This is a genomic window from Lutibacter oceani (assembly GCF_003384935.1).
Lineage (GTDB): Bacteria > Bacteroidota > Bacteroidia > Flavobacteriales > Flavobacteriaceae > Lutibacter > Lutibacter oceani.
Genome location: NZ_QTTQ01000010.1, coordinates 11,908 through 38,722 on the forward strand (window position 1 = coordinate 11,908; position 26,815 = coordinate 38,722).

At 27.0% G+C, this 26,815-nt stretch carries 29 protein-coding genes; 14 read left to right on the top strand and 15 right to left on the bottom strand.

Annotation, left to right across the window (positions count from 1 at the left end):
• Nucleotides 1-43 precede the first annotated feature (43 nt).
• The 7 genes from BX611_RS05550 (at nt 44) to BX611_RS05580 (ending at nt 6,737) form a co-directional block, all read left to right on the top strand.
• Complete coding sequence (locus BX611_RS05550) at nt 44-568, top strand: FMN-binding protein (protein WP_115879033.1); 525 nt, start codon at nt 44-46, stop codon at nt 566-568.
• Nucleotides 568-1,068, top strand: coding sequence for a hypothetical protein (locus BX611_RS05555; protein ID WP_115879035.1), 501 nt, complete (start codon nt 568-570; stop codon nt 1,066-1,068). The genes BX611_RS05550 and BX611_RS05555 overlap by 1 nt, the downstream gene beginning before the upstream one ends.
• Nucleotides 1,069-1,135: 67 nt before the next feature.
• Complete coding sequence (gene guaB / locus BX611_RS05560) at nt 1,136-2,605, top strand: IMP dehydrogenase (RefSeq protein ID WP_115879037.1); 1,470 nt, start codon at nt 1,136-1,138, stop codon at nt 2,603-2,605.
• Between the two features lie 296 nt (nt 2,606-2,901).
• A complete protein-coding gene (locus tag BX611_RS05565) occupies nt 2,902-3,411 on the top strand; it encodes a GNAT family N-acetyltransferase (protein WP_115879039.1) in 510 nt (169 codons plus the stop codon).
• On the top strand, nt 3,398-3,832 hold the full coding sequence (locus BX611_RS05570; RefSeq protein WP_115879041.1) for a GNAT family N-acetyltransferase: 435 nt from the start codon (nt 3,398-3,400) through the stop codon (nt 3,830-3,832). Before BX611_RS05565 ends, BX611_RS05570 begins: the two co-directional genes overlap by 14 nt.
• A 2-nt stretch (nt 3,833-3,834) precedes the next feature.
• On the top strand, nt 3,835-4,545 hold the full coding sequence (locus BX611_RS05575) for a M15 family metallopeptidase (RefSeq protein ID WP_240324916.1): 711 nt from the start codon (nt 3,835-3,837) through the stop codon (nt 4,543-4,545).
• 113 nt (nt 4,546-4,658) lie between these two features.
• Nucleotides 4,659-6,737 (top strand): tetratricopeptide repeat-containing sensor histidine kinase, encoded by a 2,079-nt coding sequence (locus BX611_RS05580; protein ID WP_115879043.1) that lies wholly within the window; start codon nt 4,659-4,661, stop codon nt 6,735-6,737.
• Nucleotides 6,738-6,749: 12 nt separating this feature from the next.
• Here the strand turns inward: BX611_RS05580 and BX611_RS05585 are convergent, their stop codons facing one another.
• Together BX611_RS05585 and BX611_RS05590 are read right to left on the bottom strand one after the other, a co-directional pair.
• Nucleotides 6,750-7,187, bottom strand: a complete 438-nt coding sequence (locus tag BX611_RS05585) for a hypothetical protein (RefSeq protein ID WP_115879045.1) — start codon at nt 7,185-7,187, stop codon at nt 6,750-6,752.
• A gap of 103 nt (nt 7,188-7,290) precedes the next feature.
• Nucleotides 7,291-7,677, bottom strand: a complete 387-nt coding sequence (locus tag BX611_RS05590; protein ID WP_115879047.1) for a hypothetical protein — start codon at nt 7,675-7,677, stop codon at nt 7,291-7,293.
• Nucleotides 7,678-7,927: 250 nt separating this feature from the next.
• Here BX611_RS05590 and BX611_RS05595 point away from each other — a divergent pair, with 250 nt between their 5' ends.
• From BX611_RS05595 to BX611_RS05610, 4 genes are read left to right on the top strand one after another with little or no spacing between them, the layout of a single operon-like run.
• A complete protein-coding gene (locus BX611_RS05595; protein WP_115879049.1) occupies nt 7,928-8,548 on the top strand; it encodes a WG repeat-containing protein in 621 nt (206 codons plus the stop codon).
• A 13-nt stretch (nt 8,549-8,561) separates the two neighbouring features.
• Complete coding sequence (locus tag BX611_RS05600) at nt 8,562-9,008, top strand: DUF2267 domain-containing protein (protein ID WP_115879051.1); 447 nt, start codon at nt 8,562-8,564, stop codon at nt 9,006-9,008.
• A gap of 10 nt (nt 9,009-9,018) precedes the next feature.
• Complete coding sequence (locus tag BX611_RS05605; RefSeq protein ID WP_115879053.1) at nt 9,019-9,666, top strand: dienelactone hydrolase family protein; 648 nt, start codon at nt 9,019-9,021, stop codon at nt 9,664-9,666.
• Between the two features lie 14 nt (nt 9,667-9,680).
• Nucleotides 9,681-10,337, top strand: coding sequence for a phosphoribosyltransferase (locus BX611_RS05610; protein ID WP_115879055.1), 657 nt, complete (start codon nt 9,681-9,683; stop codon nt 10,335-10,337).
• Here BX611_RS05610 and hpf read toward each other — a convergent pair.
• From hpf to BX611_RS05635, 5 genes are all read right to left on the bottom strand, one after another.
• Complete coding sequence (hpf, locus tag BX611_RS05615; protein ID WP_115879057.1) at nt 10,334-10,636, bottom strand: ribosome hibernation-promoting factor, HPF/YfiA family; 303 nt, start codon at nt 10,634-10,636, stop codon at nt 10,334-10,336. The two genes, BX611_RS05610 and hpf, sit on opposite strands and share 4 nt — an antisense overlap.
• An 834-nt stretch (nt 10,637-11,470) precedes the next feature.
• Nucleotides 11,471-11,860 carry a hypothetical protein gene (locus BX611_RS05620; RefSeq protein WP_115879059.1) on the bottom strand — a complete coding sequence of 130 codons (390 nt, stop codon included), beginning with the start codon at nt 11,858-11,860 and terminating at the stop codon, nt 11,471-11,473.
• 10 nt (nt 11,861-11,870) lie between these two features.
• Nucleotides 11,871-12,710, bottom strand: coding sequence for a universal stress protein (locus BX611_RS05625; protein WP_115879061.1), 840 nt, complete (start codon nt 12,708-12,710; stop codon nt 11,871-11,873).
• An 86-nt stretch (nt 12,711-12,796) separates the two neighbouring features.
• The gene (locus BX611_RS05630) at nt 12,797-13,852 is read right to left on the bottom strand and encodes a response regulator (RefSeq protein ID WP_115879063.1); all 1,056 of its coding nucleotides are present in this window, start codon (nt 13,850-13,852) and stop codon (nt 12,797-12,799) included.
• Nucleotides 13,852-15,093: a PAS domain-containing sensor histidine kinase gene (locus BX611_RS05635; protein WP_115879065.1), complete on the bottom strand. Its 1,242-nt coding sequence runs from the start codon at nt 15,091-15,093 to the stop codon at nt 13,852-13,854. The genes BX611_RS05630 and BX611_RS05635 overlap by 1 nt, the downstream gene beginning before the upstream one ends.
• 193 nt (nt 15,094-15,286) lie before the next feature.
• Between BX611_RS05635 and BX611_RS05640 the strand changes: the two genes are divergently transcribed.
• Together BX611_RS05640 and BX611_RS05645 are read left to right on the top strand one after the other, a co-directional pair.
• Nucleotides 15,287-15,865: a CDP-alcohol phosphatidyltransferase family protein gene (locus BX611_RS05640; protein ID WP_115879067.1), complete on the top strand. Its 579-nt coding sequence runs from the start codon at nt 15,287-15,289 to the stop codon at nt 15,863-15,865.
• A 14-nt stretch (nt 15,866-15,879) separates the two neighbouring features.
• Nucleotides 15,880-17,097 carry a metallophosphoesterase gene (locus tag BX611_RS05645; protein WP_115879069.1) on the top strand — a complete coding sequence of 406 codons (1,218 nt, stop codon included), beginning with the start codon at nt 15,880-15,882 and terminating at the stop codon, nt 17,095-17,097.
• Between the two features lie 9 nt (nt 17,098-17,106).
• Here the strand turns inward: BX611_RS05645 and BX611_RS05650 are convergent, their stop codons facing one another.
• From BX611_RS05650 to BX611_RS05670, 5 genes are all read right to left on the bottom strand, one after another.
• Entirely contained in the window at nt 17,107-17,595 is a 489-nt protein-coding gene (locus tag BX611_RS05650; RefSeq protein ID WP_115879071.1) for a hypothetical protein, read from the bottom strand.
• Nucleotides 17,596-17,610: 15 nt separating this feature from the next.
• The gene (locus BX611_RS05655) at nt 17,611-17,988 is read right to left on the bottom strand and encodes a hypothetical protein (RefSeq protein ID WP_115879073.1); all 378 of its coding nucleotides are present in this window, start codon (nt 17,986-17,988) and stop codon (nt 17,611-17,613) included.
• Nucleotides 17,989-18,071: 83 nt separating this feature from the next.
• Nucleotides 18,072-19,079, bottom strand: coding sequence for an MlaD family protein (locus BX611_RS05660; protein WP_115879075.1), 1,008 nt, complete (start codon nt 19,077-19,079; stop codon nt 18,072-18,074).
• Nucleotides 19,080-19,086: 7 nt separating this feature from the next.
• Nucleotides 19,087-19,827 (bottom strand): ABC transporter ATP-binding protein, encoded by a 741-nt coding sequence (locus tag BX611_RS05665; RefSeq protein ID WP_115879077.1) that lies wholly within the window; start codon nt 19,825-19,827, stop codon nt 19,087-19,089.
• A gap of 2 nt (nt 19,828-19,829) precedes the next feature.
• Entirely contained in the window at nt 19,830-20,612 is a 783-nt protein-coding gene (locus tag BX611_RS05670) for an MlaE family ABC transporter permease (RefSeq protein WP_115880437.1), read from the bottom strand.
• A 198-nt stretch (nt 20,613-20,810) separates the two neighbouring features.
• Here BX611_RS05670 and BX611_RS05675 point away from each other — a divergent pair, with 198 nt between their 5' ends.
• The gene (locus tag BX611_RS05675; RefSeq protein ID WP_162879977.1) at nt 20,811-21,731 is read left to right on the top strand and encodes a L,D-transpeptidase; all 921 of its coding nucleotides are present in this window, start codon (nt 20,811-20,813) and stop codon (nt 21,729-21,731) included.
• On the opposite strand, the gene BX611_RS05680 is transcribed toward BX611_RS05675, so the two are convergent.
• From BX611_RS05680 to secA, 3 genes are all read right to left on the bottom strand, one after another.
• A complete protein-coding gene (locus tag BX611_RS05680) occupies nt 21,720-22,355 on the bottom strand; it encodes a hypothetical protein (protein ID WP_115879081.1) in 636 nt (211 codons plus the stop codon). The two genes, BX611_RS05675 and BX611_RS05680, sit on opposite strands and share 12 nt — an antisense overlap.
• Nucleotides 22,356-22,418: 63 nt before the next feature.
• Nucleotides 22,419-22,925, bottom strand: coding sequence for a nicotinate-nucleotide adenylyltransferase (locus BX611_RS05685; RefSeq protein ID WP_115879083.1), 507 nt, complete (start codon nt 22,923-22,925; stop codon nt 22,419-22,421).
• Nucleotides 22,926-23,346: 421 nt separating this feature from the next.
• The gene (secA, locus tag BX611_RS05690) at nt 23,347-26,685 is read right to left on the bottom strand and encodes a preprotein translocase subunit SecA (protein ID WP_115879085.1); all 3,339 of its coding nucleotides are present in this window, start codon (nt 26,683-26,685) and stop codon (nt 23,347-23,349) included.
• Between the last annotated feature and the right edge of the window lie 130 nt (nt 26,686-26,815).

The window sequence follows — 26,815 nt, forward strand, 5'->3', positions numbered from 1 at the left end:
TCTTTAAATATTAAAAAATTAAGTAATATTACATTTTCAAAATATGAAGCAAGTAACATTTATTTTAATTATAGTTTTTATTTTTTCAAGTTTCACCGTTTCAAAAAGAGTAGAAGCATTGATAACTAAAGAAATTAAAACAGTTTTTGAAGTTGAAACTTTTCAAAAGGAAATAATTACAATTCCTTTTGAAATAAATGAATCACTTCCAATAAAAATTACTGATTCAAACTTTTTTAAAATTAATGATGAAAATAATTTGTTGGGATATTATTATTACGGACAAGCTTATGGAAAAGCAGATTATTTTGATTTTATTGTGATTTTTGACAAAAATCTTATCGTATCAAAAGTCAAAATCTTAGTATATAGGGAAGATCACGGAGGAGAAGTTGGAAGTAAACGATGGTTAAAACAGTTTAGAGGTAAAACAGCGAATCAAGAATTAACGTATCAAAAAGATATTGCAGCTATTTCAGGAGCAACAATTTCTGCAAAATCAATGACAAATGAAGTAAATAAATTGCTAAAAACAATTAATATTTTATATAACAAACAATTATTATAATGCAAATTCACGGCCTAATACATCATTTTCCAAAAGAAATAAAACTAATTATAGTTGCGTTTATTATTGTACTAAGTATTGGTTTTTATGGTGGATTGAGTTTTGTAAGAAATACAACTTCAATGAGTTCTTCAGGAATTGAAACTCATTATTTAGGAAATGAAGAAGATGAGAATGCCGAAATTATGAAATTTAAAAAAAGTGAAGGAGAGCTATTAACAGTTGTACACAACCATATACTTTCATTATCTGTAATATTTTTTTTAATCGCCATAATATTAGCAACAACTTCAATCAATAAAAAGCTAAAATATTTTTTAATGATTGAACCATTTTTTTCAATAATTTTAACCTTTGGAGGTATCTATTTGTTATGGAAAGGTGTTACTTGGTTTAAATATATTGTAATTCTGTCAGGGTTTTTTATGACTTTTAGTTTTGTAGCTGCTACAATTTCAATTCTTTACCAAATATTATTTTATCAAAAAGTTAAGAAATAAATAAATTCGGCTTATTAAATTAAAAAGTGTAAATTTGCTCGCAATTAATTTCTAAGTTGATTGCATTATGATTTCAGACTCATCAAAATTTGTAGGTGAAGGTTTAACCTACGACGACGTATTACTAATTCCCGCATTTTCAGAGATATTACCACGCGAAGTTAGTATTCAAACAAAATTTTCAAAAAACATTACTTTAAATGTTCCAATTGTTTCAGCTGCAATGGATACAGTTACTGAATCGGAAATGGCTATTGCTATGGCACGTGAAGGAGGAATAGGTGTGTTGCATAAAAATATGACTATTGAAAAACAAGCTATTGAAGTAAAGAAAGTGAAACGTTCAGAGTCTGGAATGATTTTAGAACCAGTTACTATTACTAAAGATGAAACAGTTTCTACAGCTAAAAGCATAATGCGAGAATATGGTATTGGTGGAATCCCTGTTATAAATGAAAAAGGAATTTTAATAGGAATTGTAACCAATAGAGATTTGCGTTTTGAAGGAAATAACGAGCGTAAAATTGAAGAAGTAATGACTTCAAAAGATTTAGTAACAGTATCAGAAGGAACATCTTTAAAACAGGCTGAATTAATATTACAAAGTAATAAAATTGAAAAATTACCCGTAGTTGATAAAAATTACAAGTTGGTTGGATTAATTACATTTAGAGATATAATTAAAGTAAGTGAAAATCCGAATGCTAATAAAGATACGTATGGACGGTTAAGAGTTGCAGCTGCAATTGGTGTAACTAGTGATGCAGTTGAAAGAGCTGAAGCACTTATTAATGCCGGAGTAGACGCTTTAATTATTGATACAGCTCATGGACATACAAAAGGAGTTGTTACTGTTTTAAAAGAAGTAAAAAGTAAATTTCCTGGTACCGATGTTATTGTTGGAAATATTGCAACTGGTGATGCTGCAAAATATTTAGTGGAAGCAGGCGCTGATGCTGTTAAAGTTGGAATTGGCCCAGGGTCAATTTGTACTACACGTGTTGTTGCAGGTGTTGGTTTTCCTCAATTAACTGCTATTATAGATGTGGCAAATGCAATAAAAGGAACTGGTGTACCAGTAATTGCAGATGGTGGTATTAGATATACTGGAGATATTCCAAAAGCAATTGCTGCCGGAGCAGATACTGTTATGTTAGGTTCACTATTGGCTGGAACAAAAGAATCTCCAGGAGAAACTATTATTTTTGAAGGTAGAAAATTTAAATCTTATAGAGGAATGGGCTCTGTTGAGGCAATGAAACATGGTTCGAAAGATCGTTATTTTCAAGATGTTGAAGATGATATTAAAAAATTAGTTCCTGAAGGAATTGTGGGTAGAGTTCCTTATAAAGGTGAATTAAACGAAACAATGGTTCAGTTTATTGGTGGTTTACGTGCCGGTATGGGGTATTGTGGTGCTAAAGATATTCCAACTCAAAAAGAAGCTAAATTTGTTAAAATAACATCAGCTGGAATGAGAGAAAGTCATCCGCATGATGTTACAATAACTAAAGAAGCCCCTAACTATTCAAGATAAATAAAGATTATAATTATTTTTAAAAAAAAACCGAAGTTAGCTTCGGTTTTTTTATACTTTGAGAATTTTGTTATATTCATTTTTCTGTAAGTTTAAGCCTGTCAAAGATATTTTATTTAGTTTATTAAAAGTTATAAATATACACTTCGACAAGCGTAGTATAACAATGATTAAATAAATGAAATTTTCTTCATTTTCTACTTCTTAAAAAAAGAGTCCAATACTATTCTTAAAAAAATAAAATAATTTTATTTTTTTCCTTTTTAATGTAAATTAGCAAAGGATTGTTAATTATTATGAAAATTATTTTAGAAACAAAGCGCTTATATTTAAGAGAATTTATTCCTTCAGATGGTTTTCATTTTTATCATTTAAATAATAATCCAGAGGTTATAAAATATACAGGGAATTCAGCATTTTGCTCATTAAAAGAAGCAACTGATTTTATTATTAATTATCCGGATTATAAAGCACATGGATTTGGTCGTTGGGCAGTTTGCTTAAAAGAAACTGACGCGTTTTTGGGTTGGTGTGGCCTAAAACTTGAAACTGCTATTAACGAAATTGATTTGGGATTTCGATTTTACCAAAATGAATGGGGTAAAGGGTATGCAACTGAAGCCGCTGAAGCTTCTGTAAAATATGGATTTTCTAAACTTAATATAAACGAAATTTTTGGCAGAGCCTATTTAGAAAATAAAGCATCAATAAAGGTGTTAAAAAAGTGTAATTTTAAGTTTGTAAAAAAAATTAATTATGATGCTAACCCAGCAGTATTATATTCAATAAAAAATGATAGAAGTTAAAAAAATAAAACCAACTGAAACCTATAATGTAAGGTTAGAAGTTTTAAGAAAAAATATCCCTTTACCTTATGAATTTAAAGGTGATTTTGATGAAAATACTTTTCATATTGGAGCATTTAAAAACAATAAATTAATTGCTGTTTCTAGTTATATGAAAGCTGAAAATGAAAATTTTAAAGGTACGCAATACCAATTAAGAGGTATGGCAACTTTAGAAAAATTTCAAGGTTTTGGTGCAGGAAAATTAATGATGCAGAAAGCATTTGAAATTTTAAATGAATTAAACATCGATTGTTTATGGTGCAATGCACGTGTAATTGCCGTAAATTTTTACGAAAAGCAAGGTTTACAAACTTTTGGAGAAAAATTTGATATTAAATTTGTTGGAGATCATTATGTAATGTTTAAATACTTAAAATAATTATGCCAAAAGTTTTACTATGTTGTTTCATTTTAATGTTGAGCATTGCTGGTTTTTCTCAAAACCAATACAGTTTAAACGCTTTAACCGGTAAAGGAGATTTGGCTTTAGTAGGAGAAAAATTTAAATTACAAAAAGAAGTTTTTGAAGCATTTAATAAAATGAAAGAAGCCGCCATAAAAGATGGTGTTAATATAAAAATTGTATCGGCTTATAGAAGTTTTAAACGCCAAAAAAATATATGGAATAGCAAGTATGATAAATATATTTCTCAAGGACTTCCCCCAAAATTAGCTCTAGAAAAAATAATTGAGTACTCTACATTACCGGGCTCATCTCGTCATCATTGGGGTACGGATATTGATATTATGGATGGTTTGGTTAAAACTCCAAAACAGGTTTTAATTGAAAGTAATTATATTAAAGGTGGAGTTTTTAGAAGATTAAAAATTTGGATGGATGCTAACTCCGAAAAATTTGGATTTTATTTGGTATATACTAATAATAAAAGCAGAAAAGGATTTAAATATGAACCTTGGCATTATAGCTATAAACCATTGTCTAAAAAGATGCTAAATGAATTTAAAACAATAAATTTTAATAAGTTATATGCTACTTTAAATTTAAAAGGAAAAAAATTTATTACTAAAGATTTTCTGGATAAATATTATAAACAAAATGTTTTAGATATTAACCCAAGCCTAGAATATTAAGGTTTCATTATATTTATTTCAAAAATAATAGTAAATTTGAATTTATAAATAATTAATAATCAGTTTTTAAAAGAATATTTTAGTACTTCATCTTATCCCAATTAATTTTTTTAATGAAAAAACAAGTTATTTTATTATTAATTATTTTGCTTGCATTTATAGGCAATTCACAAAATATTGAAAGCGGAAATAACTTAATTGAACCACCAATTGAAGTCTCAATTGATACTTTTAAAATATCCAAAACAATAAAAATTGCAAAAGATTATTACAAGAATAATAAATTAGATTCATCCTATTATCATTATAATACAGCTTTAGAAAAGGCAATCAGCATTAATTCTAAACCTCAAATTGCTGAGTGTTTATATTGGATTGCGGTATATTTTGAATTGACAAATAAATACCAACAAGCAATAAGTTATTATTTAAAAGCATCAGTTGCCTATGAAGAATTAAATAATATTGAAAAGCTGGCAATTATAGAAAATTATATTGGCTATAATTATTTTATATTAAACCTAGATGATAAAGCAATTGAATATTACTTTAAATCCTTAAAATCATATAATAGTATTTCTGATGATGATGGTGTTGCCTTAAATTACATTGATATTGGAAATTTATACTATAATCAGGAGAATTACACCTTTGCCAAAAGGTATTTTGAAGATGCCTTAGCAATTTATTTAGAATTAGACGATAAATCTGGAATTGCCGTGTGTTATACAAACCTTGCCAATGTAATTTCGGATTTAGGAAATATTCCTGAAGGAATTGAATATTTTTTTAAATCTATAGAGATTGAAGAAGAATTAAATGATGAAGCAGGAATTGCTGTTAATTATAATAATATTGGGGATAATTATTTAAAGCAAGGAGATTATGAAAAAGCAGATAATTATTTTACTAAATCTTTAAAAATTGCTAAAAAAGTAGAAGATAAAGGTCTAATGGCTATTTTATATTTAAATTATTCTGAACTAAATAATAAACTAAATGCATATAATAAAGCTGTTTTTTATGGAAAACAAAGCTTAAATATTTCAAGAAAAATTGGGGATTTAGATATTGAATTAGAGGCGCTAAAAAATATATCATTAGCATATGAAAAATTAGGGAGCACTGCAAAAGCTTTATCTTTTATAAAAAAGCACGAAACATTAAATGATAGCTTAATAAAAATAGACAGAAATAAAAAAGTACAATTATTTAATGCACTTAACGAATTAGAGAAATCTAACTTTACAATTGATGAGCTTTCAACAAAAAGTAAAATTGCCCAGTTAAAATACGAAAACGAAAAGAAAATATCATATGTTCTTATTATAGCAATGTTAGTTTTTGCTGTTTTAATAGTTATACTAATATACCAGCAGACGTCAATTAAAAAGGCATATAATTTATTAGAATTTAAAAATCATCAGATCAAGAGAATGAATGATGAAATTCGAATTCAAACAGATAATTTAAAAAAACTAAATAATACAAAAGATAAATTTTTTTCAATTATTGCACATGACTTAAAAAATCCATTTAATTCTATAAAAGGGTTTACCGAATTACTTATAGAAAATATGGGTAATTATGATGAAGAAAAGCGGTTAAAATTTCTTAAAATTATTAAGGGATCAACATCAAAGGCATCTAGTTTATTAAATAACTTATTAATTTGGGCAAATTCTCAATCAGGTAATTTAAATTTTAACCCAAAACGAATTGAAATTGTTAAACAAGTTTCTGATGTTATTTCTTTGTTGGAAATACAAGCTATAAATAAAGAAATCAAAATTTATAATAATGTGCATCATAATTTGTATGTAAATGCTGATGAAAACATGTTAAATACAATATTAAGAAACTTAATATCTAATGCTATAAAATTTTGTAATCAACAAGGTTCAATTAATATTATTTCAACGTTTGACGCTAATTTCATTGAAATTTCAATTAAAGATAATGGAGTTGGAATGTCTAAAGAAACTATAGATAATTTATTTGATATAGAAAATAAAACTTCTCGTATAGGAACTGCTAATGAACAAGGTTCTGGTTTAGGATTGTTTTTATGTAAAGAATTTGTTGAAAAACATGGAGGAAAAATATGGGTAGAATCAATTGTAAATGAAGGTAGTATATTTAAATTTACAATACCAATAATTAATGCAATTGAAGAATTTGAAAATGATTAATTTTTAATGAGATTATTTTAATTTTTTCTGTTCTTTTTTTTTCATTACTTTTTCTACAACTTCAAATATTTGCATTTTTAAATATTTGTATTTACTTATAAAAGTATTTATTTCCAAAGCTAAATTATTGTGAGTTGCTAAATAATTTTTATTACTAGTTACACAGTTTTGATCAATTAAATCGGAAAGTATTTTTTCATGTTCTAAAATAACTTCTTTAAGTTCAATGCCGTCTGCTTTTTTGCTAAAAAGTTGTTTTGTAAATTCCTCAATTCTATCATATAAACCTGCATCTAAATAATCTATATATTTTGAACTAAGTAAATGTTCTAAAAATCGAATTTCAAAATTTATAAAGTCAATTTCGGAAAGCCATATTTTAGAATCGTTATGCAATTCTTCAATACTTTTAACTCTTCCTCGCCAGTCTTTTTTTATTTTTGTTTTCATTCTTCTATATTTAAATTTGACTTATTTAACAAAATTAATGTGTTGAAAACAAGATTAAAATGATGCTAATCATTTTACAGTTAAAAACATGTGTTTGTTATTTTTATGAAATTAACAAGCCTCTTAAATATTCGTAAATATTATTTTTAAGATTTATATATGTTTGTTTATAATCTGAAATTTCTTCAGCTAAATCCTCAAATGCAGCTAAATTAAAATTAGTTTTAAGCTGTTTATTTTGAGATGTTATATTTTCAATAATTTTTATTCTATGATTTTCAAAAGTGTCTAAATCTTTAATAAACAGCTGAATATGTTCAAATAAATTGGGTATGTTAGTTTTAAAAGGATACTCTTTTAAAAGCTGTTTTAAAAAAGTAATTTCAACTTTAATAAAATTGAAATAATGTAGCCATAATATATTATTATACAAAAGTTCATCAACGCTTTTGTTTCTATTAAACCCCCTGTATTTTATTATAGATTTCATACTATTTAATTTATGTTAAACTAAAATAGTTAACATTTTGTATTTGTAAAATGATAACTATCAATTAGGTAATAGTTATAATTATTGATTTATTTTTTTTGGTAACAGATAAATTTTTTAAGACAATTAGTGTAGTTAATAAATTTCTGATTTATAAAGTCATTTTTTTTTAATTGTAATAAAATTGAGGAATATCATTTTATAAAAAGGGAACTAGTTTTAGCTTTATGTATAATAAATTAAAGCTATTATGAAAAATCTATTTATTTTAATTTTTTTTCTTCTAATTAATACTTTTTGCTTTGCTCAAATAATTACTGATATGGATGCTATTTCTCCTTTTCAAGATGAAATGGCTGCTGTTAAAAAAGGAAATCAGTGGGGTTTTGTAAATAAAAATGGTGAACTAGTAATTAATTACAGAGACGATTTAGTTGTTGAAAAAAATAGTAGTAAAAATAAAGTTAATACTATTGATTATCCAGTTTTTAAAGATGGAATGTGTTTGTTTAAAAAAATGATAAATGATATTTATTATTATGGGTATATAGATAAAACCGGTAAGGAAATTATACCTCCACAGTTTTTAAATGCTACAAATTTTGTAAACGGTTATGCACTAATTATTGCACCATCTAAAGATGTTATTGGGTTTAATGAAATTTTAAAAAAAGATATTGTTTCATCAAACATTGAAGAATATGTAATTAATACTTCAGGTGAAAGGATTAGGTATTTAGAAAACCCAATTAAATATGATTCTTCTAAGAGAAAATCTAAAAAGCCACCGGTTTTTCATTCTAAATTTGTAGGACCAAATTTAGTTGCGGTTCAAAAAAAAGATTTGAAATGGGATGTATATGAATTTTAAATAAAAAAATATTATGGCACTAAATTTTAATCAATTTGCGGCAGAGGCAAATGCATTTATGAAAGAATATTCCAAGCAGTTAAATTTAAGTACTGATAAAGATAAAGCAGGTAGGGTATTATCTTCAATTTTACACGGTTTACGTGAAATTATATCAATTGAAGAATCATTACAACTAATGGCTCAGTTTCCAATGTTTTTAAAAGCTGTATACGTAAACGGTTGGTCTAGCCATAAAAAATACCGCGTTAAAAATATGGAGGAATTTATAGATTTAATTAGGGAGTTTAATGGAGTTACCTCTTTACATGATTTTGAAAATGATGAAATAGCAGAAAATTATATAAATACAACCTTTATTGTATTACGTAAGTATGTTTCTTTAGGTGAATTAGAAGATATAAGAACTGAATTGCCGAAAGATTTAAAATCTATGGTTTATCATAATATGATGTTTTAAAACTCTTGAAATGAATGCTATAAAAGAAACATATGAAGAAATTGAAATTAAAGTAGATTCAATTAAATTAAAGGGAAATTTAAGATTAATTGAAAATAGTAAAGGAATTGTAATTTTTTCTCACGGAAGTGGAAGTAGCAGATTTAGTATAAGAAACAATTATGTTGCTGGTTTGCTACAAGGTATGGGTTTTTCCAGTTTACTTTTTGATCTTTTAACCATTGAAGAAGATGCTGTTTATGAAAATAGGTTTGATATTAATTTACTTACTGATAGATTAATAAAAGTTACTAAATGGGTTCAGAATTATGAAGAAACAAAATATTTGAAAATTGGTTATTTTGGAGCAAGTACTGGTGCTGCTTCAGCCTTAAAAGCTGCATCTATATTAGGAAAAAGTGTTAAAGCTGTTGTTTCAAGAGGAGGAAGACCAGATTTAGCAATGGATATTCTTGATAAAATAAAATCGCCCACGTTGTTAATTGTTGGTGGTTTTGATGATGTTGTAATTGAATTAAATAAAAAAGCAAAATCAAAAATAAACAGTATATGTGAACTTAAAATTGTGGAGAGAGCTTCTCATTTATTTCAGGAGCAGGGCAAACTAGAAATAGTTGCTAAACTTTCAGGTGAATGGTTTAATAAATACCTTAATTAACTAAGAAAATAATTATGTTTACAAACAGGGAAGAAGCAGGAATTTTACTTGCCGATAAATTAATTAATTACAGTAATGCCAAAAATACGGTAATTGCCTCCATTCCCAGAGGTGGTGTTCCTGTTGGTTTTGAAATTGCAAAAAAATTAAATCTTCCATTAGAAATTGTGCTGTCAAAAAAAATTGGGCATCCATTTAATAAAGAATATGCAATTGGTGCTGTAACTTTAAAAAGTAGAATTATAAACGATTCTGTACCTGGAATTTCAAAAGTGTATATTGAAGAAGAAACTAATAAAATTAGAAAATTATTAAATCAACGTTATCAGTTGTTTTATGGTGATAAAACACCTATTGAATTTAAAGATAAAACGGTAATTGTTGTTGATGATGGTATTGCAACCGGAAGTACATTAATTTCCAGTATTGAACTAATTAAAATGCAAAAACCTTCAAAAATTATTGTAGCATTACCAGTTGCACCATCTGGATCTTTAAATAAAGTAAAGACATTAGAGGGGGTTGATTTAACCATTTGTTTATTAATTCCAAGGAATTTTCAAGCTGTTGGGCAGTTTTATGAAGAATTTAACCAGGTTAGTGACCAAGAGGTAATGGAACTCTTAAAAAAGGCCAAGAATAGTTTAAATTTAAATTATTTAACACATTAAGCGTAAGGTTTCATTTCATTTTTTCGTTTTTCCAACTGTTTTTCTAAATCTCTAATGGTTTCATCTGTTGCAGCTTGAAAATTTTCTTCGTTTGAAAATGCAAATATTTTTGAACCCACGTGACTTAATTCTATTTTGCAAAATTTGCCTTTTCCTTTCGGATCTTTTTCGCTTTTATAAAACACTTGAGCAGCTATAATCCAATCATATTTTTTCCCAAGTTTATTTAGCTTTTTAGTTACAAATTCAGTCATATATTCACTGGTTTGCATTTTTTCAAATTGGACAGAAATTTTCATAATTTTAAAATTTGAATGTTATATAAATAGAAACAGGGAAGTTCTCACTTCCCTGTTTCCTTTAAAGAAATTAATCTTACCGTTAAAGTTTGCAAATCTCAAATATATTCTACTTCTAAAATTAACCCAAAAAATGCTACTTTTAACCATATTTTTAATTCCTTTAAATTGCCTTTACTAAAATTAGTAAAGCACTTTTTCTTTTGCATACCACTTTTTTTAGTGGAAAACAGGAGGCGTTAACCTCCTGTGATAAAGAGATTGAATTTTTTAATTTTCAAACAATTTAATACTAGTGTAACTTTTACATTACCCTAATAAAAAATCTACTCATTAAAAATATTGAAGCTCTTTATTTTTTAGAAGAAACAGGGAGGTTCTCACTTCCCTGTTTCCTTTAAAGAAATTAATCTTACCGTCAAAGTTTGCAAATCTCAAATATATTCTACTTCTAAAATTAACCCAAAAAATGCTACTTTTAACCATATTTTTAATTCCTTTAATAGCCTTTACTACAATTAGTAAAGAACTTTTTTTTATAAGAAACAGGAGTTAAAAACTCCTGTTTCCTTTTTAAAGAACTTAAGCTTGTTTTATATGTAATCATTCAATTTACCATACTGTTTTTCCTCAAAACACCATGTAAACCACCACTTTTACAAACACTCTTAAATCCTTTAAATATGCTACCTTACCAAAGCAACGCAGCACTATTTTATAAAGGTATTTTGTAATCTAAAATATCAATGAACTTTTAATTTATACTTCAAATTTAAGGTGGCATTTTTAAAAATCAAATGATTTGTATCAATTACACCAATGATTGTTATCATTTTAATTAAAAACAATTCCATAAGCCATACTTAACAAGTAAATTCCTGTTAAAAATAGTAGCATATACAAAACTTGAACAAATTTTATATTTATAAAATCTAACCATTTAACGGTTCGTTTTGGAAAAATAAATAACGCCAAACCTATAAGTAAAGCTATCCAGCCAATTAATGTAATTATTAACCTGAAATCACTTTCCCAAATATTATGAAATAAAATATTTAGCAATCCAATAATAATTGCTAAAAATGAAATTAGAATTACAAACTTTTGATCTTCTAAATCTTTAATTATTTGTACAATTCTTTTTGGGTTAAAGCTTAATATGAAAAAGAAGATAATTAAGTACCAACCCCAGAATTTTGCCAAAAAAAGTGATATATTTTCCATAATTATAATTTTATTCGTGTAATACTAAAAAAGGAATTTCAGTATGGTAACTTATTTCTTCAACAGTTGGTTTAAATAATATCCGTTGAAAAAGATTTAGGTTTTTTGCAATCATTATTATTAAATTAATATTTCTACTTTCTACAAAGCATTGTACTCCATTTTCAATTTTTTTTGAAGTAATTCTATGAAAACTATGATTTTCATCTAAAAAATAATCGTTTAAAAAATCTTTATTTTTTAGTTGAAATTCTGTTAGTGTTTCATTTTTCTTTGCTATATGCAATATTCTTATTGTAGCATCAAACATTTTAGTGTATTCGGAAATATATTTTAAAACATTTGTTTGGTAAAAAATATTATAATCTGTTGGAAAAGCAATTTCTTTAGGGACTTTAAAAACAGCATTTTCAGGAATTATTAATACAGGACATTGTACTTGTGTAATTAAATCTCCTGTATTACTACCAATTATAACTTCATTTAAACCTGAAGCTCCTTTGGTACCCATAACAATAAGCGTTATTTTTTTCTCTTTAATTTCGCTTCTAACAGCATCAATAAAAAAATCGTATTTAGAAACTGCGTAAAAATTATGGTTTGGATTTAATGCAGTTTTCTTTATTTTTTTAATAAGCTGGTTTAATGAATTTTTTGCTTGTTTTAAAAGCGTTTTTTCAATAACAGTATCTGTTGGAATTAGGGGAGAATCACCTGAAGCATAATTAGAAATAAAAGTAACGTGCAGCAGGTAAAAGTTGCATTGAGAATTTTTAAAAAATTCAAGTGCATACTTTGTTGCATTCCAAGAGTTTGCTGAAAAATCTGTAGGAATTAATATATTTTTCATTAGACTATTAAATTATATTTAATATAAATTTAATTATCTAAATTGGAGTGCTAAATGATATATATCAATTGTTTAACTTATAAAAATTAATTCATTTTTTTTAATTTATCAATATTTATAATTTTAATATTTCTTCCTTCAATATCAATAATTCCTTCTTTTTTAAAATCGGATAAAGTTCTAATAAAAGTTTCAGTTGCTATACCTGCAATACTTGCAAGATCACTTCTGGAAATTTTTGGATTGTCATCCTTTGTTTTTTTAATTTTATTTGAAAATAGTAAAATTGTACTTGCAGTTTTTTTTCTAACTGAGCTATATGCCATTTCTAACAAATGTTCTTTAATTTCGGTAACATTATCAGATAAATAGTCAATTAATTCCAAGGTAACATTATGGTTTTTTTCTAAAATTTTCTGCAATTCATTTTTTGTTAATCTAAAAGCTTTTGTTTCTTCAATTGCTGCTGCAGATTCTTGATAAGGTATGTTGTGAGAAAATGAAGTAAACCCAAAAAAGTCATCATCTTTATTTATTGAAGTTATTAATTCTTTACCTTGTTCATCAATTTTAAAGGTTTTTACAACACCTTTATAAATTAAATATACATAATTGGAGTTGTCTCCTTCATGATAAATTATTTCACCGGCACTAAATGAAAATTCTTCCACGTTATCTGTAAAATAATTTTTTAAATGATCTAATGTTTTAATATCGTTTTCAACCAAATTAATTTCTTCAGTACTAAAGGCATTAATATTTTCATTAAAAATGGCCACTTTTGCTAACCTACTTTCAATGGCACTAAAAATTTCAGATTCATCAAAGGGCTTTGTAATATAGTCATCAGCCCCTAAATCCATTCCTTTTCTAACATCTTTATGTTCGGTTTTTGCTGAAAGAAATATAAAAGGAATTTGTTTGGTAGATTTCTCTTTTGATAATATTTGTAATACGCCATAACCGTTTAATTCGGGCATCATAATATCGCAAATAATAATATCTGGTAGGTGTTTTTTTGCTTCAGCAACTCCTAATTTACCATTCTCAGCAGTAATAACTTTATAGTTGGCTAATTCTAAAAGTTCAGCAGTATTTTCTCTTACAACTATATCATCTTCAATTAATAAAACTTTTTTCATTATGCATGTTTTAAAGGTAATTTAACTGTAAAAACAGATCCTTTGTTTTCTTCACTTGTAAAACTAATGGATCCGCCTAAATTCTCTAAATGAGCTTGTACAATGTTTAATCCTATTCCTGTACCCTGCGTGTTCAATACATTTTCAGCTCTAAAATATCTATTAAAAATAAATTTTTGGTCGTTTATTGGTATTCCAATACCTTCATCAATAATTTTAAAAATTATACTTTCCCCATTTTTAATAATTTGTAATTCTATGGTGATGTTTTCTGGGGAATATTTAACTGCGTTATAAATTAAATTGGATAAAATAAGTTCTAAAATTTTTTCATCTTGCTTTAAAATAAAATCATCTGAATTTTCAGGAATTATAATTTTTTGCCCACTTTTTAAAAGCATATTAGCATTATAAACAACTTCATTTATAATTTTACTTAAATTAAATGTGGTGAATTTATAATTAACTTTGCTTGAATCAAGGCGCTCAATGGATAAAAAATCATTTAAAATATTATTTAAGTAGCGTACTTTACTTTCTATAGTTTTAATATGCTTATCCCTTTTTTCATGTTCTTCTGATAGTTGATATTTGTTTAAAAGCATTGTAGAAGTTAAAATACCGCTTAAAGGAGTTTTAAATTCATGAGAAACCATGGATAAAAATTTAGTTTTCAATCCATTTAATTCCTGTTCTTTTTTCAAAGCATTTTTAATATTTTTTTCAGCTTCTATTCTTTTTATAATTTCTTTTTTATAATTTAAATTTAACTCTTTTAATTGCTTAATTGTATTTTTTAATTCTGAGGTTCTTAGGGTTACCTTTTTTTCAAGCTGGGTATTTAACGATTCAATTTTATTTTTATATTCTTTACGTTCAGTAACGTCAATTATTAAGGCAAGAATAAAGTTTTCATCATTTACAGTAAATGGGTTTAAAGCAATTTCAACAGGAAACTCTTTTTTGTTTTTTTTTACTCCAACCAAATTTAAATCATGCTTGATTTTTCGGATATTTTTACTTTTAATAAATTTTGAAAAATGATTTTGATGGTTTGAATGGTATTTTGAAGGAATTAATATATTTAAATTTTTACCGTTTAGTTCTTCAGTACTATACTTAAATATTTGTTCGGCCGAATTGTTTGCAGCAATAATAACCTGATTTTCATTCACAATAATAACACCTTCAGGAATTGCCTCAAAAAGAATATTAAAAATATTTCGGTTTTGATAAAACATAAAGCGTTTTCATTTTCATTTAGCTCCTTAAATTTCGTAAAAAAAAAGTTAAAAAGTTAATTTTTAATGCTTTAATTTTAAAATAAATTGATATTTATCATTTAGTAGAATAATTGTACTCATTAATTTTAAATAAAGTTTAGCTTCTTTTTGTTGAAGTTATTAATACTGAATGAAATATTGATATTTTATAATGCTGACATTTAAAAATTATAATATTGCAGATTGGATTTCCTTTTACCGAATTGCGGCTGCACCCATATTATTATTGTTACTTTTTTTAAACGAAAGAAACATTTTTACGTGGTTTTTGTTAATTAGCTATTGCACTGATGCTATTGATGGTTTTGTGGCTCGTAAATTAAAAATAACTAGTGCCAGAGGTTCTCAACTGGATTCTTTTGGAGACCAAATTACATTTATACTTGGGTTAATAGCTATTTTAATATTTGAGTTCAATTTTATTAAAGAAAATTATATTTTAATTATTGTTTCTTTTTCTCCATATATAATTCAAATGATTATAGCATTTATAAAATATGGCAAGGCAACTGCATTTCATACATATTTAGCAAAATTATCAGCCATTGTACAAAGTATATTTATTCTTTGGTTATTATTTTTTGAACCCATTTATTGGCTATTTTATGTAATGATTGTTTTAGGAATTCTTGAAACAATAGAAGAAGTAACGCTTATTTTTATGTATGATAATTGGGTTTCGGGAGTAAAGGGGATTTATTGGGCTTTTAAAGATAAACGAAGAAAATAAATACAAATTAGGTTATGCGAAGTTATCCACTTCATACCATACTTTTATTGTGTTTTGTAATTCTTGTGGTTGATATTTTGGCGTTTTATTGGCTGCTTTCAATTACAAACCTTATTTCTATACAAAGTATTAAAATTATTATTTATAGTGCTTTTTGGTTATTTACAATTGGATTGATTGCTGCTATAATTATCCTAAAAATGAGGGTTGATAAAATTCACCTTTATAAAAAACAAGTTTATATTTCATCATTATATGGTTTGGTAGTATCTTCTTTAGTACCAAAATTAATATTTGTTGTTATTATTTCTATTCTCAACTTTACAAATTATGCATTTTCTGAAAAGGAATCTTTAATTGTTATTCCAATTTTAGGTTTGTTTTCAGGGTTTTTGCCATTTTTTATAATTATTTATGGAATTTTTAGAACCCTTTACAGATTTAAAGTACATAGAATTCATATTAAATTTAAAGACTTTCCCAAAAATATTAAAGACTTAAAAATTGTACATATCTCAGATTTGCATTTGGGTAGTTTTAGTTTTAGATATCATATTTTAGACAGGGCAATACGTAGAATTAATAGTTTAAAACCTGATTTTATTTTCTTTACAGGTGATTTGGTTAATAATTATGCTTGGGAATTAATGGGGTGGAGTAAAGTTTTACAAAAATTAAAAGCTGAAAAGGGAAAGTATGCAGTTTTAGGAAATCATGATTATGGAGATTATAGCAAGTGGAAATCACTTAAAGCAAAACAAGTCAATCACGAGTCTATTAAATATTTTTTTAAAAAAATAAATTTCAAATTATTATTAAATGAAGCTGAAATTATCTCAATTAATAACGATAAAATTGCAATTATAGGTGTTGAAAATTGGGGAATTCCACCTTTTAAACAATATGGAAACTTAGAAGAAGCAATAAAAAATGTTAAAAACATACCCTTTAAAATATTATTGTCTCACGATCCTACACATTGGAATCTTGAAGTTTTGAAACAAACAAATATAGCACTTACGCTTTCTGGACACACACACGGTATGCAGGCCGGTATAAGAATTAAAAATTTGGAATGGAGCCCAATTAAATTTAAATACAAGCATTGGGGAGGTTTATACAAACAGAATCAGCAGTATTTGTATGTAAATCGTGGTTTAGGTTGGTTGGGTTTTCCTGGTAGGTTGGGTATGCGACCAGAAATTACTTTTATAAAACTTGAAAACGAGTAAATAAATAGTTTAAAAGCCAACTTTACTTTTTAATGCTGGAACTTCCCAACTTATTATTTTTTCTAAAAATTCATCAACTTTTTCAATAATTAGGGCTTCATTTATATTTTTAGGAGCATAAGTGGATAAATCTGTCTCATTTGAATTCTCTACTAAATCATCAATAATTGGATGTAAAATAAAAATATTTACATCTCCATTGTATGATTGAGAAAATACCAAAGATGCCCCTTGTATAAACTGGTATGAAGGAATTTTATTTGTGCTTTCAATTAATTCGGGAGGAAATGAATGGAATGTTATATTTACAGCTTCATTTGTGTTAATCCAGCTTAATTCTTGAACTTTCCAGCCAATATTATAGGTACTAACAATTTTATTTAAGGTTGAAATTAGTAATTTTTTGGTTTTCTTTTCCCAAAGAATTTTTTTTTCAACTACAGTTTTAATTGAATTTTTATACTCACTTATGTGTTTTTTTAATTGAATTATTTTCATTTTGAAAACTTTGAATTAATGGTATCTTTTGCTTGATGGATTTCTTCTTTTAATTACATTATCATTATGATATCTTTTAATATTATCACCAAAATAATCCTTAATTCTTACCTGTCTACTTCGTCTTAAATTAATTCCGTTAAAACGTTTAGGGAGTATTTCAACACTTAGCCAAGCCCCATTATCAAAATAGATATAATTTCTTAGAGAAAAATCGTAATAAATTTCATAATCTGGAAAATATACGTAACGTACGGTTTCAACTCTATTTGGATAAAACCAATTTGGTGGAGGTGCTCCTAACCTTGAAGAAAATACTACAGGGCCACAACTTTCTAAAGATAAAATACTTGCGAAAAGTATTACAAATATTAATAAAACTGTTTTTTTCATAACTGTAAAATTTAGTAATTACAATTTACCATTAAGTTGAAATTATTGAAATGATAATAATCAATTTATGATTGTTTAATTACTCAATCGTTAATTTCACTTTTATACTTTTTATTTTTTTCCTCTTTTGCTTTTTTTCGTTCTAATTTTTTAAAATATCCTCTAAAAAAGAAATTATGTTTTAAGGCTTCTAAATTTTCATTTAAACGAATACTTCCTTCCTTAATATTTTTTACTGTTGAATCTATATTGTTAACTAAAGTTGTATCATTAACCACATAGTTTAAGGTTCCATTTCCATTTTTTATGGTGAGCACCAATTCATTTAAATTGGTAATAACCGAATCTATTCCAAAACTTGAAGTGTCTAAATTTGCAATAATGGATTTCATTTGGATTGCTGCAATGGAATCACTTAATAATACAGCCGATAAACTTTCATCATAATTAATAGATTTTATAATGCTGTTAAATTCGGTTAATGAATTTGAAGCACTTTTACTTGCAGTTTGTAAATTAAAAATTGTGTTTTTTAAACTGGTTGCTAAATCAGGATCGTTTAATAACATTGCTAAAGTTCCTTTTCCTTTTTGAATATTGGTGGTAATTTTTAACAAGTCTGATGTTAATAAAGAAATATTATCATTGGTTGTATTTAATGTCTCCAACATATCGTTTGTTGAAATTTTACTATAAGATTTTATGGTATCTCCAGGGTTTAATGGTGCTGCAAATGCTTTTTCTGGAGCAATATTTATTACCATACTACCAACCAAGCCATCTGAACTAATACCTGCTACAGCATTTTTTTTAATATGCTTTAAAAATTTTTCTTCAATGATCATATCTACACAAATGGTGGTGTCATTTATCATATTTATATTTTTTACAGTACCTACGTTTATTCCAGAATAGCGAACATTATTCCCTAATATTAAGCCATTTACATTATTAAAAACAGCACTAATTTTAAACGTTTTACCAAAAAGATTTTGTCGATTCCCAATAAAGTATAAAGCAATAATTAATATGATTGTACTAAGAATTACAAACAATCCTAAGCTAATTTTTTGTGAACTTGACTTTTTCATAATATTTCTATTTAAAAAATTCTTGTACTTTTTTATCTTTTGAATTTAAGAGTTCTTTAAAAGTACCTTCTATATAATTAATTCCGTCAATCAATAAAATCATTCTATCCGAAATTACTCTGGCACAATCAACATCGTGTGTAATAATAAGAGATGATGTTTTAAATTTAAGTTGAATCCCTTTCATTAACTGTATAATTTCTTTTGCTGTTATAGGATCTAAACCAGTTGTAGGTTCATCATATATTATTATTTTTGGTCTAAGAATTATGGCTCTTGCTAGTGCAACTCTTCTTTTCATTCCACCAGAAAGTTCCTCAGGCATTAAATCAATTGCACTCTTTAACCCAACACTTTCTAATGCTTCTATTACTAATGCTTCACTTTTACTAACATATTCAGGAAATTTTCGCAGGGGAAACTCCAAATTTTCACGCACAGTCATAGAATCGTATAAAGCACTACCCTGAAAAAGAAATCCAATTTCTGTACGTATGTTATTCATTTCTTTTTGCGTTAGTTTGGTAATATCTTTTCCCATTATTTCAATACTTCCGGAATCGGGTTGCATTAAGCCTACAAGGCATTTTATCATTACAGATTTACCAGAACCTGATTTTCCCATTAAAACCAAATTTTCAGCTTCGTATAAATTCATAGAAAAACCATTAAGTACATGGTTATCGCCAAAACTTTTTTTTAAGTTTTGAATTTTTAAAATGGGCACTATGTTGTTTTCATTTTTCATTTTTAAATTTCAAAAAAAATGTCAGAAATAAACACTGCAATAAAATCAATTATAAACAATAACATGGAAGCATAAACTACAGCAGTATTAGAGGCTTCACCAACACCAACAGTTCCTTTCTTACAATTATAACCTTTAAAACAACCCACCAATCCTATGGCAAAACCAAAGAAGAATGATTTTAAAGTAGCTGGAATTAAATCAGAGAATTTTAAGGCATTAAAAACTTTATTAAAATAGAGTTGAAAAGAAACATCTCCTTTTAAATTTTCAACAATTGCAGAGCCAAAGAGTGCTATAGCATCTCCAAAAATAATTAATAAGGGTAATATTAATGTTGCCGCTAAAATTCGCGTTACTACTAAGTATTTAAACGGATTTGTACCTGAAACTTCCATTGCATCAATTTGTTCTGTAACCCGCATTGAGCCAAGTTCTGCACCAATACCTGAACTAATTTTACCAGCACAAATAAGTGCAATTATTACAGGCCCAAGTTCTCTTACAATTGAAATGCTAACCATTGATGGCATCCAAGATTCTGCGCCAAATTCCATTAATGTTGGCCTGGATTGTAGGGTGAAAACCAACCCCAAAATAAAACCTGTAACTCCAACTAATAGCAACGATTTGTTGCCCATTTTATAACCTTGAATTAATAATTCCTTAAATTCAAAAGGTCTTGTAAAAACTTCTTTAAAAAAACGTTTTGCAAAAAGTGATAATTCGCCAATTTCCGTTAAAAAAATCTTAGTATTTTCTACTATTTTAAGTAAAATATCCATAAAAGAGGTTTTAGTCAAAAGGCACTAATCAAATTTAAGGTGCAAATCCTCTTTTGAAAATGATATTCATCAATTTTAAGGTCTTTAAAAATATTGAAAAATGATATCCATTATTTAATAACTATTTTTTTTAAAATAACTTTAATATGGGTTTAGGGTTAACTATTATTAAATAAAATTGAGATGATTTCCTTTAAAATGATATTAAAAAGTGTTGTTTTTATTTTGTTGTTTTCGACATTTATTTTGAAATCGGTCAATAAAAATTTAATACCTAATAATTTAGGTAGAAATTATACAAAATTAGATTCTTTTAAATCAGTTTTAGTAACAAGAAACATTCAAATTAAAAACTATTTTAATTATTTAGATTCGCTTATTAAAAGTATAAATAATAAAAGTAATTTACCGTTAACTGAACATATTTTGGTGCGTTATAATCCTTGGATAATTGATACTTTGTTAAATACAGATTACTACACAATGATGGAAAAAGACTCGTTTGTGTATAACCAAAAAGAGTTGATTGTGCTTAGGAAAGGAATTAAAATTTTAATACCTGATTCTTTAGAAATTGAAAAACTTATTAAAACGTTTAGCAGCACTTTTTTAGATATAAATATTCCAGAGTATAAGCTTCGAATATTTCAGGATTCATTACTGCTTTATGAATTTCCAATTAGAGTTGGGCGTAATGAAAGAAAATATTTAAAAATGGGGGATAGGGTTACTAATTTAAAAACAATAAACGGTATTGGTAAAATAGTTGACCATGTTAAAAACCCTGATTATTACAATCCAGCAAATGGACGCCAATATTTTGTAACACGAAGAGATGATGATAAAATAACAAAACTTCCTCAAATTCCTTGGTTGGTAACCGAAATAAATGGAGTTAGAAATGGTCAGTTAATACACCCAACCACAAATCCTAAAACTTTAAATAAAGCCTATTCTAATGGTTGTATTGGGACAAAAGAAGGCGATGCCTGGGTAATTTATTATTATGCACCCATTAATACAAAAGTGAATATTAGGTATGATTTATTGAATATAAATAAGCAAGGAGATACAATTAGTTTAAAAAATATTTATGGTATAAAACAACTAATTAATTAAAGGGATTATTCCTTCTTTTTCAAGGGATTTTAATATTTTACTAATGCATTTTTTAATGGTGTTTTTTATTTTTTTAGGATCAACAATATCATAAGTAGCTAACCAAACCAATTTTTTTTGGTTTTTATTCGAAATATTATATAAGGAAACTTCTAAGTGGAATACTTTATATTTTTTGAAATAATCCCTATCATTATAAATATCTTGATTTAGAAAATAATAATTCTCAAATCCGTAAAAGGAATCATTATTTTTAAAAATATTACCATCAAAAGGGATTCTTTCTTCAAAACCTTTTACTGTTGCTAAAAGTACAGTGTCAAAACCCAACTCGATTAGTTCTTCAACTTCATTTTCAATTTCTTGTTCAGCTTGATTTAAATTTAAAAAGTCTGGCTCTAATATATTAAAGCCTTCATAAGCCCGAATATTTCTTTTATTTAACTCAAATGTTAAATTTTTTTCATAAAAATCACGTGCCTCTTTATTTGGAGTAATGCCAAGAACCAATACTTTTTTTGGTTGATAGTTTTTGTATGAATCGTTTTTCCAACTATTTGTAATCTTGGTAGTATGACAACTAATAAATAATAATAAAAGTATTATATAACGATACTTAATCATTTTTAAATTTTAGAGAATAAGAAAGATTAGAGCTGCCTTTATTTGACAGCTCTATATTTGAGTTTACAAGAAGTTTCCTTCAGCGTCGGTTTTAATTCTAATACGTTTATCACCATTTTCTAAAGTAATTTTATATTTTTTAGTGATATTTCCTGTTTGATCGTGATAGTTTACCAAATAGCTGTCTTTTTTAAATACCCAGTTTGGATATTCTTTAGCTACTGATTCAATAACTTCACGAGGTAAAGCAACATCTTTAAATTTTTCAACAGTACGTAGTATGTTTCCGTCTTTGTCATACGCAGCTAAAATATGCCCGTCTGGTATATAAAAGTCTACAGAATAGGTATCATAATCATCTCGATAAAACTCTGCATTCTTTAAATCAAAACTAGCTACTTTTTGTTCTAGCATAGTAACATCAACATCAACATTTTCAAGTCCTACTTTATTTAAATACTTGTAATTTGTTGCTGAAATTACAACTTCAGATAATTTTTCAGTTTTTATCTGAGCAAAAGATTGGAAGGCAAATCCAAAAACTAATAAACCAATAATTATTTTTTTCATAATTCTATAATTTTTTAATTAATAATTAAGCATACAATTATGCCTTAGTTTTGTTAATTAAAATTATAACTGCAGTTAAATCTTCACAATGAGGATTATCAATTTAAATTATGATATTTATTAGGTTTTATAGTTAAGTATTTTTTTGAAATTTTCTTATAATTATTTATAAAATAAAAAAGGTGGCTATTTTAAAAGTGTTATTTATTATTGTTTGCCAGGTTGAGCTTGTCGAAACCGATTGTTAGTAATAACCAAGTTACTATATTTCGATAAGCTAATGTGACTTTAAAATTCACTTTTAAAACAACCTCTTTTTCTGTATTTTTTGAAATTATAGCAATTATTTATAAACCAAAAAACCAAGTATATACTTGGTTCTTTTAAGGTGTTTGCTCTTTAAATTATATTTAAAAGTGGTTTATTCGTCAACAACAACCCATTCCCCTTTTTGAATTAATGGAATAGCTTGTTTGTATTTTAACGATTTATTTTCACCACTCATCACATTTTTAATGGTAACTTTTTCGTTTCTACCAATTTTACGCTCAGTTCGAACAATAGTTTCAACAATTTGTTGTTGCTGAGTTTGGTTTGTTTGAGTACCTTCAGTAGGACTTTTATAATCTTCCTTACTTAATTGAACTTTTTCTCGTTTTTGTTCTCTTGCTTGCGAAACTTGATTGGCATCTTGTGAAGGTAATTCACCTTTAAATAAGAAAGATAGTACTTCCTTATTTACTTTATCAAGCATACCATTAAACAATTCAAAAGATTCAAATTTGTAAATTAATAACGGGTCTTTTTGCTCATAGGTAGCATTTTGAACCGATTGTTTTAATTCATCCATTTGTCTTAAATGATCTTTCCAAGTATCATCAATAATTGCTAATGTAATATTTTTCTCAAAATCTGTTACTAAGCCTTTTCCTTCACTTTCATAAGCTTCTTTTAAATTAGTAACTACTTTTAACTCTTTTGTTCCATCCGTAAAAGGCACTACAATACGTTCGTATTTATCACCTTGATTTTCATAAACATCTTTAATAACTGGATACGCAGCTTTTGCGCTTCTTTCTAATTTTTCTCTATAATGTTTATAAACGATATCAAAAAGTTGATCAGTAAGGTCTTGTTCTGAAAGGTTTTTAAATTCTTCTTCAGAAAAAGGTGAAGAAGTAGATGAAAAACGAATCAATTCAAATTCAAAATTTTGGTAATCATTTGTAAGTTTGTTTTCACGAACAAGAGAGCTGCAAGTATCATAAACCATATTTACAATATCTACTTGTAAACGATCTCCATATAATGCATGACGACGACGTTTATAAACAACTTCACGTTGAGAGTTCATAACATCATCATATTCTAACAATCGTTTACGAACACCAAAATTATTTTCTTCAACTTTGCGTTGTGCTCTTTCAATAGATTTGGTAATCATAGAATGTTGTATAACTTCGCCTTCTTGCAAGCCCATTCTATCCATCATTTTTGCAATTCGTTCTGATCCAAACAAACGCATTAAATTATCTTCAAGAGAAACATAAAATTGAGAAGAACCCGGATCTCCTTGACGACCAGCACGACCACGTAACTGACGGTCAACACGACGAGAATCATGACGTTCCGTACCAATAATAGCCAAACCTCCAGCAGCTTTTACTGCATCAGATAATTTAATATCCGTTCCACGCCCTGCCATATTAGTAGCAATTGTAACAACACCAGGATTACCAGCTTCGGCAACAATATCGGCTTCTTTTTTATGTAATTTTGCGTTTAATACGTTATGATTAATTTTTCTGATTGAAAGCATTCTTCCTAATAATTCAGAAATTTCAACAGAAGTAGTACCAACTAAAACAGGTTGACCATTATTAACTAATTTTTCAATTTCATTAATTACAGCATTGTATTTTTCTCTTTTAGTTTTAAAAATTAAATCTTCTCTATCATCACGCATTAATGGTACATTTGTTGGAATTTCAACAACATCTAATTTATAAATATCCCAAAATTCACCTGCTTCAGTAATAGCTGTACCTGTCATACCGCTTAATTTACGGTACATTCTAAAATAATTTTGAAGTGTAACAGTTGCGTATGTTTGTGTTGCTGCTTCAATTTTTACATTTTCTTTGGCTTCAATTGCTTGGTGTAATCCGTCTGAATAACGGCGCCCATCCATAATACGCCCGGTTTGCTCATCAACAATTTTAATTTTATCTTCCATTATTACATATTCCACATCTTTTTCAAAAAGTGTATATGCTTTTAATAGTTGATTCATTGTATGAATACGTTCACTTTTTATACTGAATTCTCTATATAATTCTTCTTTTTTTGCAGTACTTTCTTCCGGAGATAAGTTACTACTATCAATATGTCCAATTTCAGTACTTAAATCGGGTAAAATAAAGAAACTATCATCTCCATCATCACCTGATAAGAATGAAATTCCTTTATCGGTTAATTCAATTGAATTGTTTTTTTCATCAATCACAAAATATAATTCCTCATCAATTTTAGGCATTTCACGATTGTTATCTTGCATATAGAAGTTTTCAGTTTTTTGCAGCAATTGTTTAATACCTTCCTGACTTAAAAACTTAATTAATGCTTTACTTTTTGGTAAACCTCTGTAAACTCTTAGTAGTAAAAAACCTCCTTCTTTTGTATCTCCTTCAGCAATCAATTTTTTAACTTCAGCTAAAACACCTGTAAGGTAATTTCGTTGAATAGATACAATTTTATCAACACTAGGTTTTAATTCGTTGAACTCATGTCGATCTGCGTTTGCCGTTGCTCCTGAAATAATTAACGGTGTACGAGCATCATCAATTAAAACTGAATCCACCTCATCTACAATAGCGTAATTATGTGGTCTTTGTACCAAATCGTTTGGTGAATGCGCCATATTATCACGTAAGTAATCAAAACCAAATTCATTGTTTGTACCATAAGTAATATCAGAATTATAGGCTTTTCTACGCGCATCTGAATTTGGTTGATGATGATCAATACAATCAACACTTAAACCGTGAAATTCAAATATTGGTCCCATCCAGGCAGCATCACGTTTTGCTAAATAATCATTAACAGTTACAACGTGTACACCCTTGCCAGATAGTGCATTTAAATAAACAGGAAGCGTTGAAACCAAGGTTTTACCTTCACCTGTCATCATTTCAGCAATTTTTCCTTGGTGTAAAACTGTACCACCAATAAGCTGCACATCGTAATGAATCATATCCCAAGTAACTTGTTTTCCTTGAGCATCCCAGGTATTTAACCAAGTGGCTTTTTCATTTTCGAGAATTATATTGTCTCTTGTTGCAGAAAGTTCTCTATCAAATGGAGTAGCTGTTACACTAATGCTATCATTTTCAGTAAATCGTTTTGCAGTTTCTTTAACAACCGCAAATGCTTCGGGCATAATTTCGGTTAATATTTTTTCTGAAGCTTCATAAGAAGCGTCTTCTAACTCGTCAATTTCTGAATAAATTTCTTCTTTTCTATCAACATTAGCTTCGTGGGCTTCTTCTTGTAGTTGATTTATTTTAATAGTAAATTCACTGGTAGCTTCAGCTATTTTTTCTTTAAAATAGGGGGTTTTAGCTCTTAATTGATCATTTGTTAAATTAGAAATTTCGGATTCAAATAAAGCAACATTTTTTACAATAGGTTGCAACAATTTTAAATCACTTTTCTTTTTATCTCCAACAAATACTTTTAGAACTGAATTTATTATACTCATCTTTTAATGTATCAATTTATATTATTTACCTTTAGTTAAGGTATGTGTTATTTTCATAATTATTTAGTAAGCGAATTTAAAATATTTAAATTTTAAAAAGCTTAAAATATGTTTAAATTATAGTTAAAAA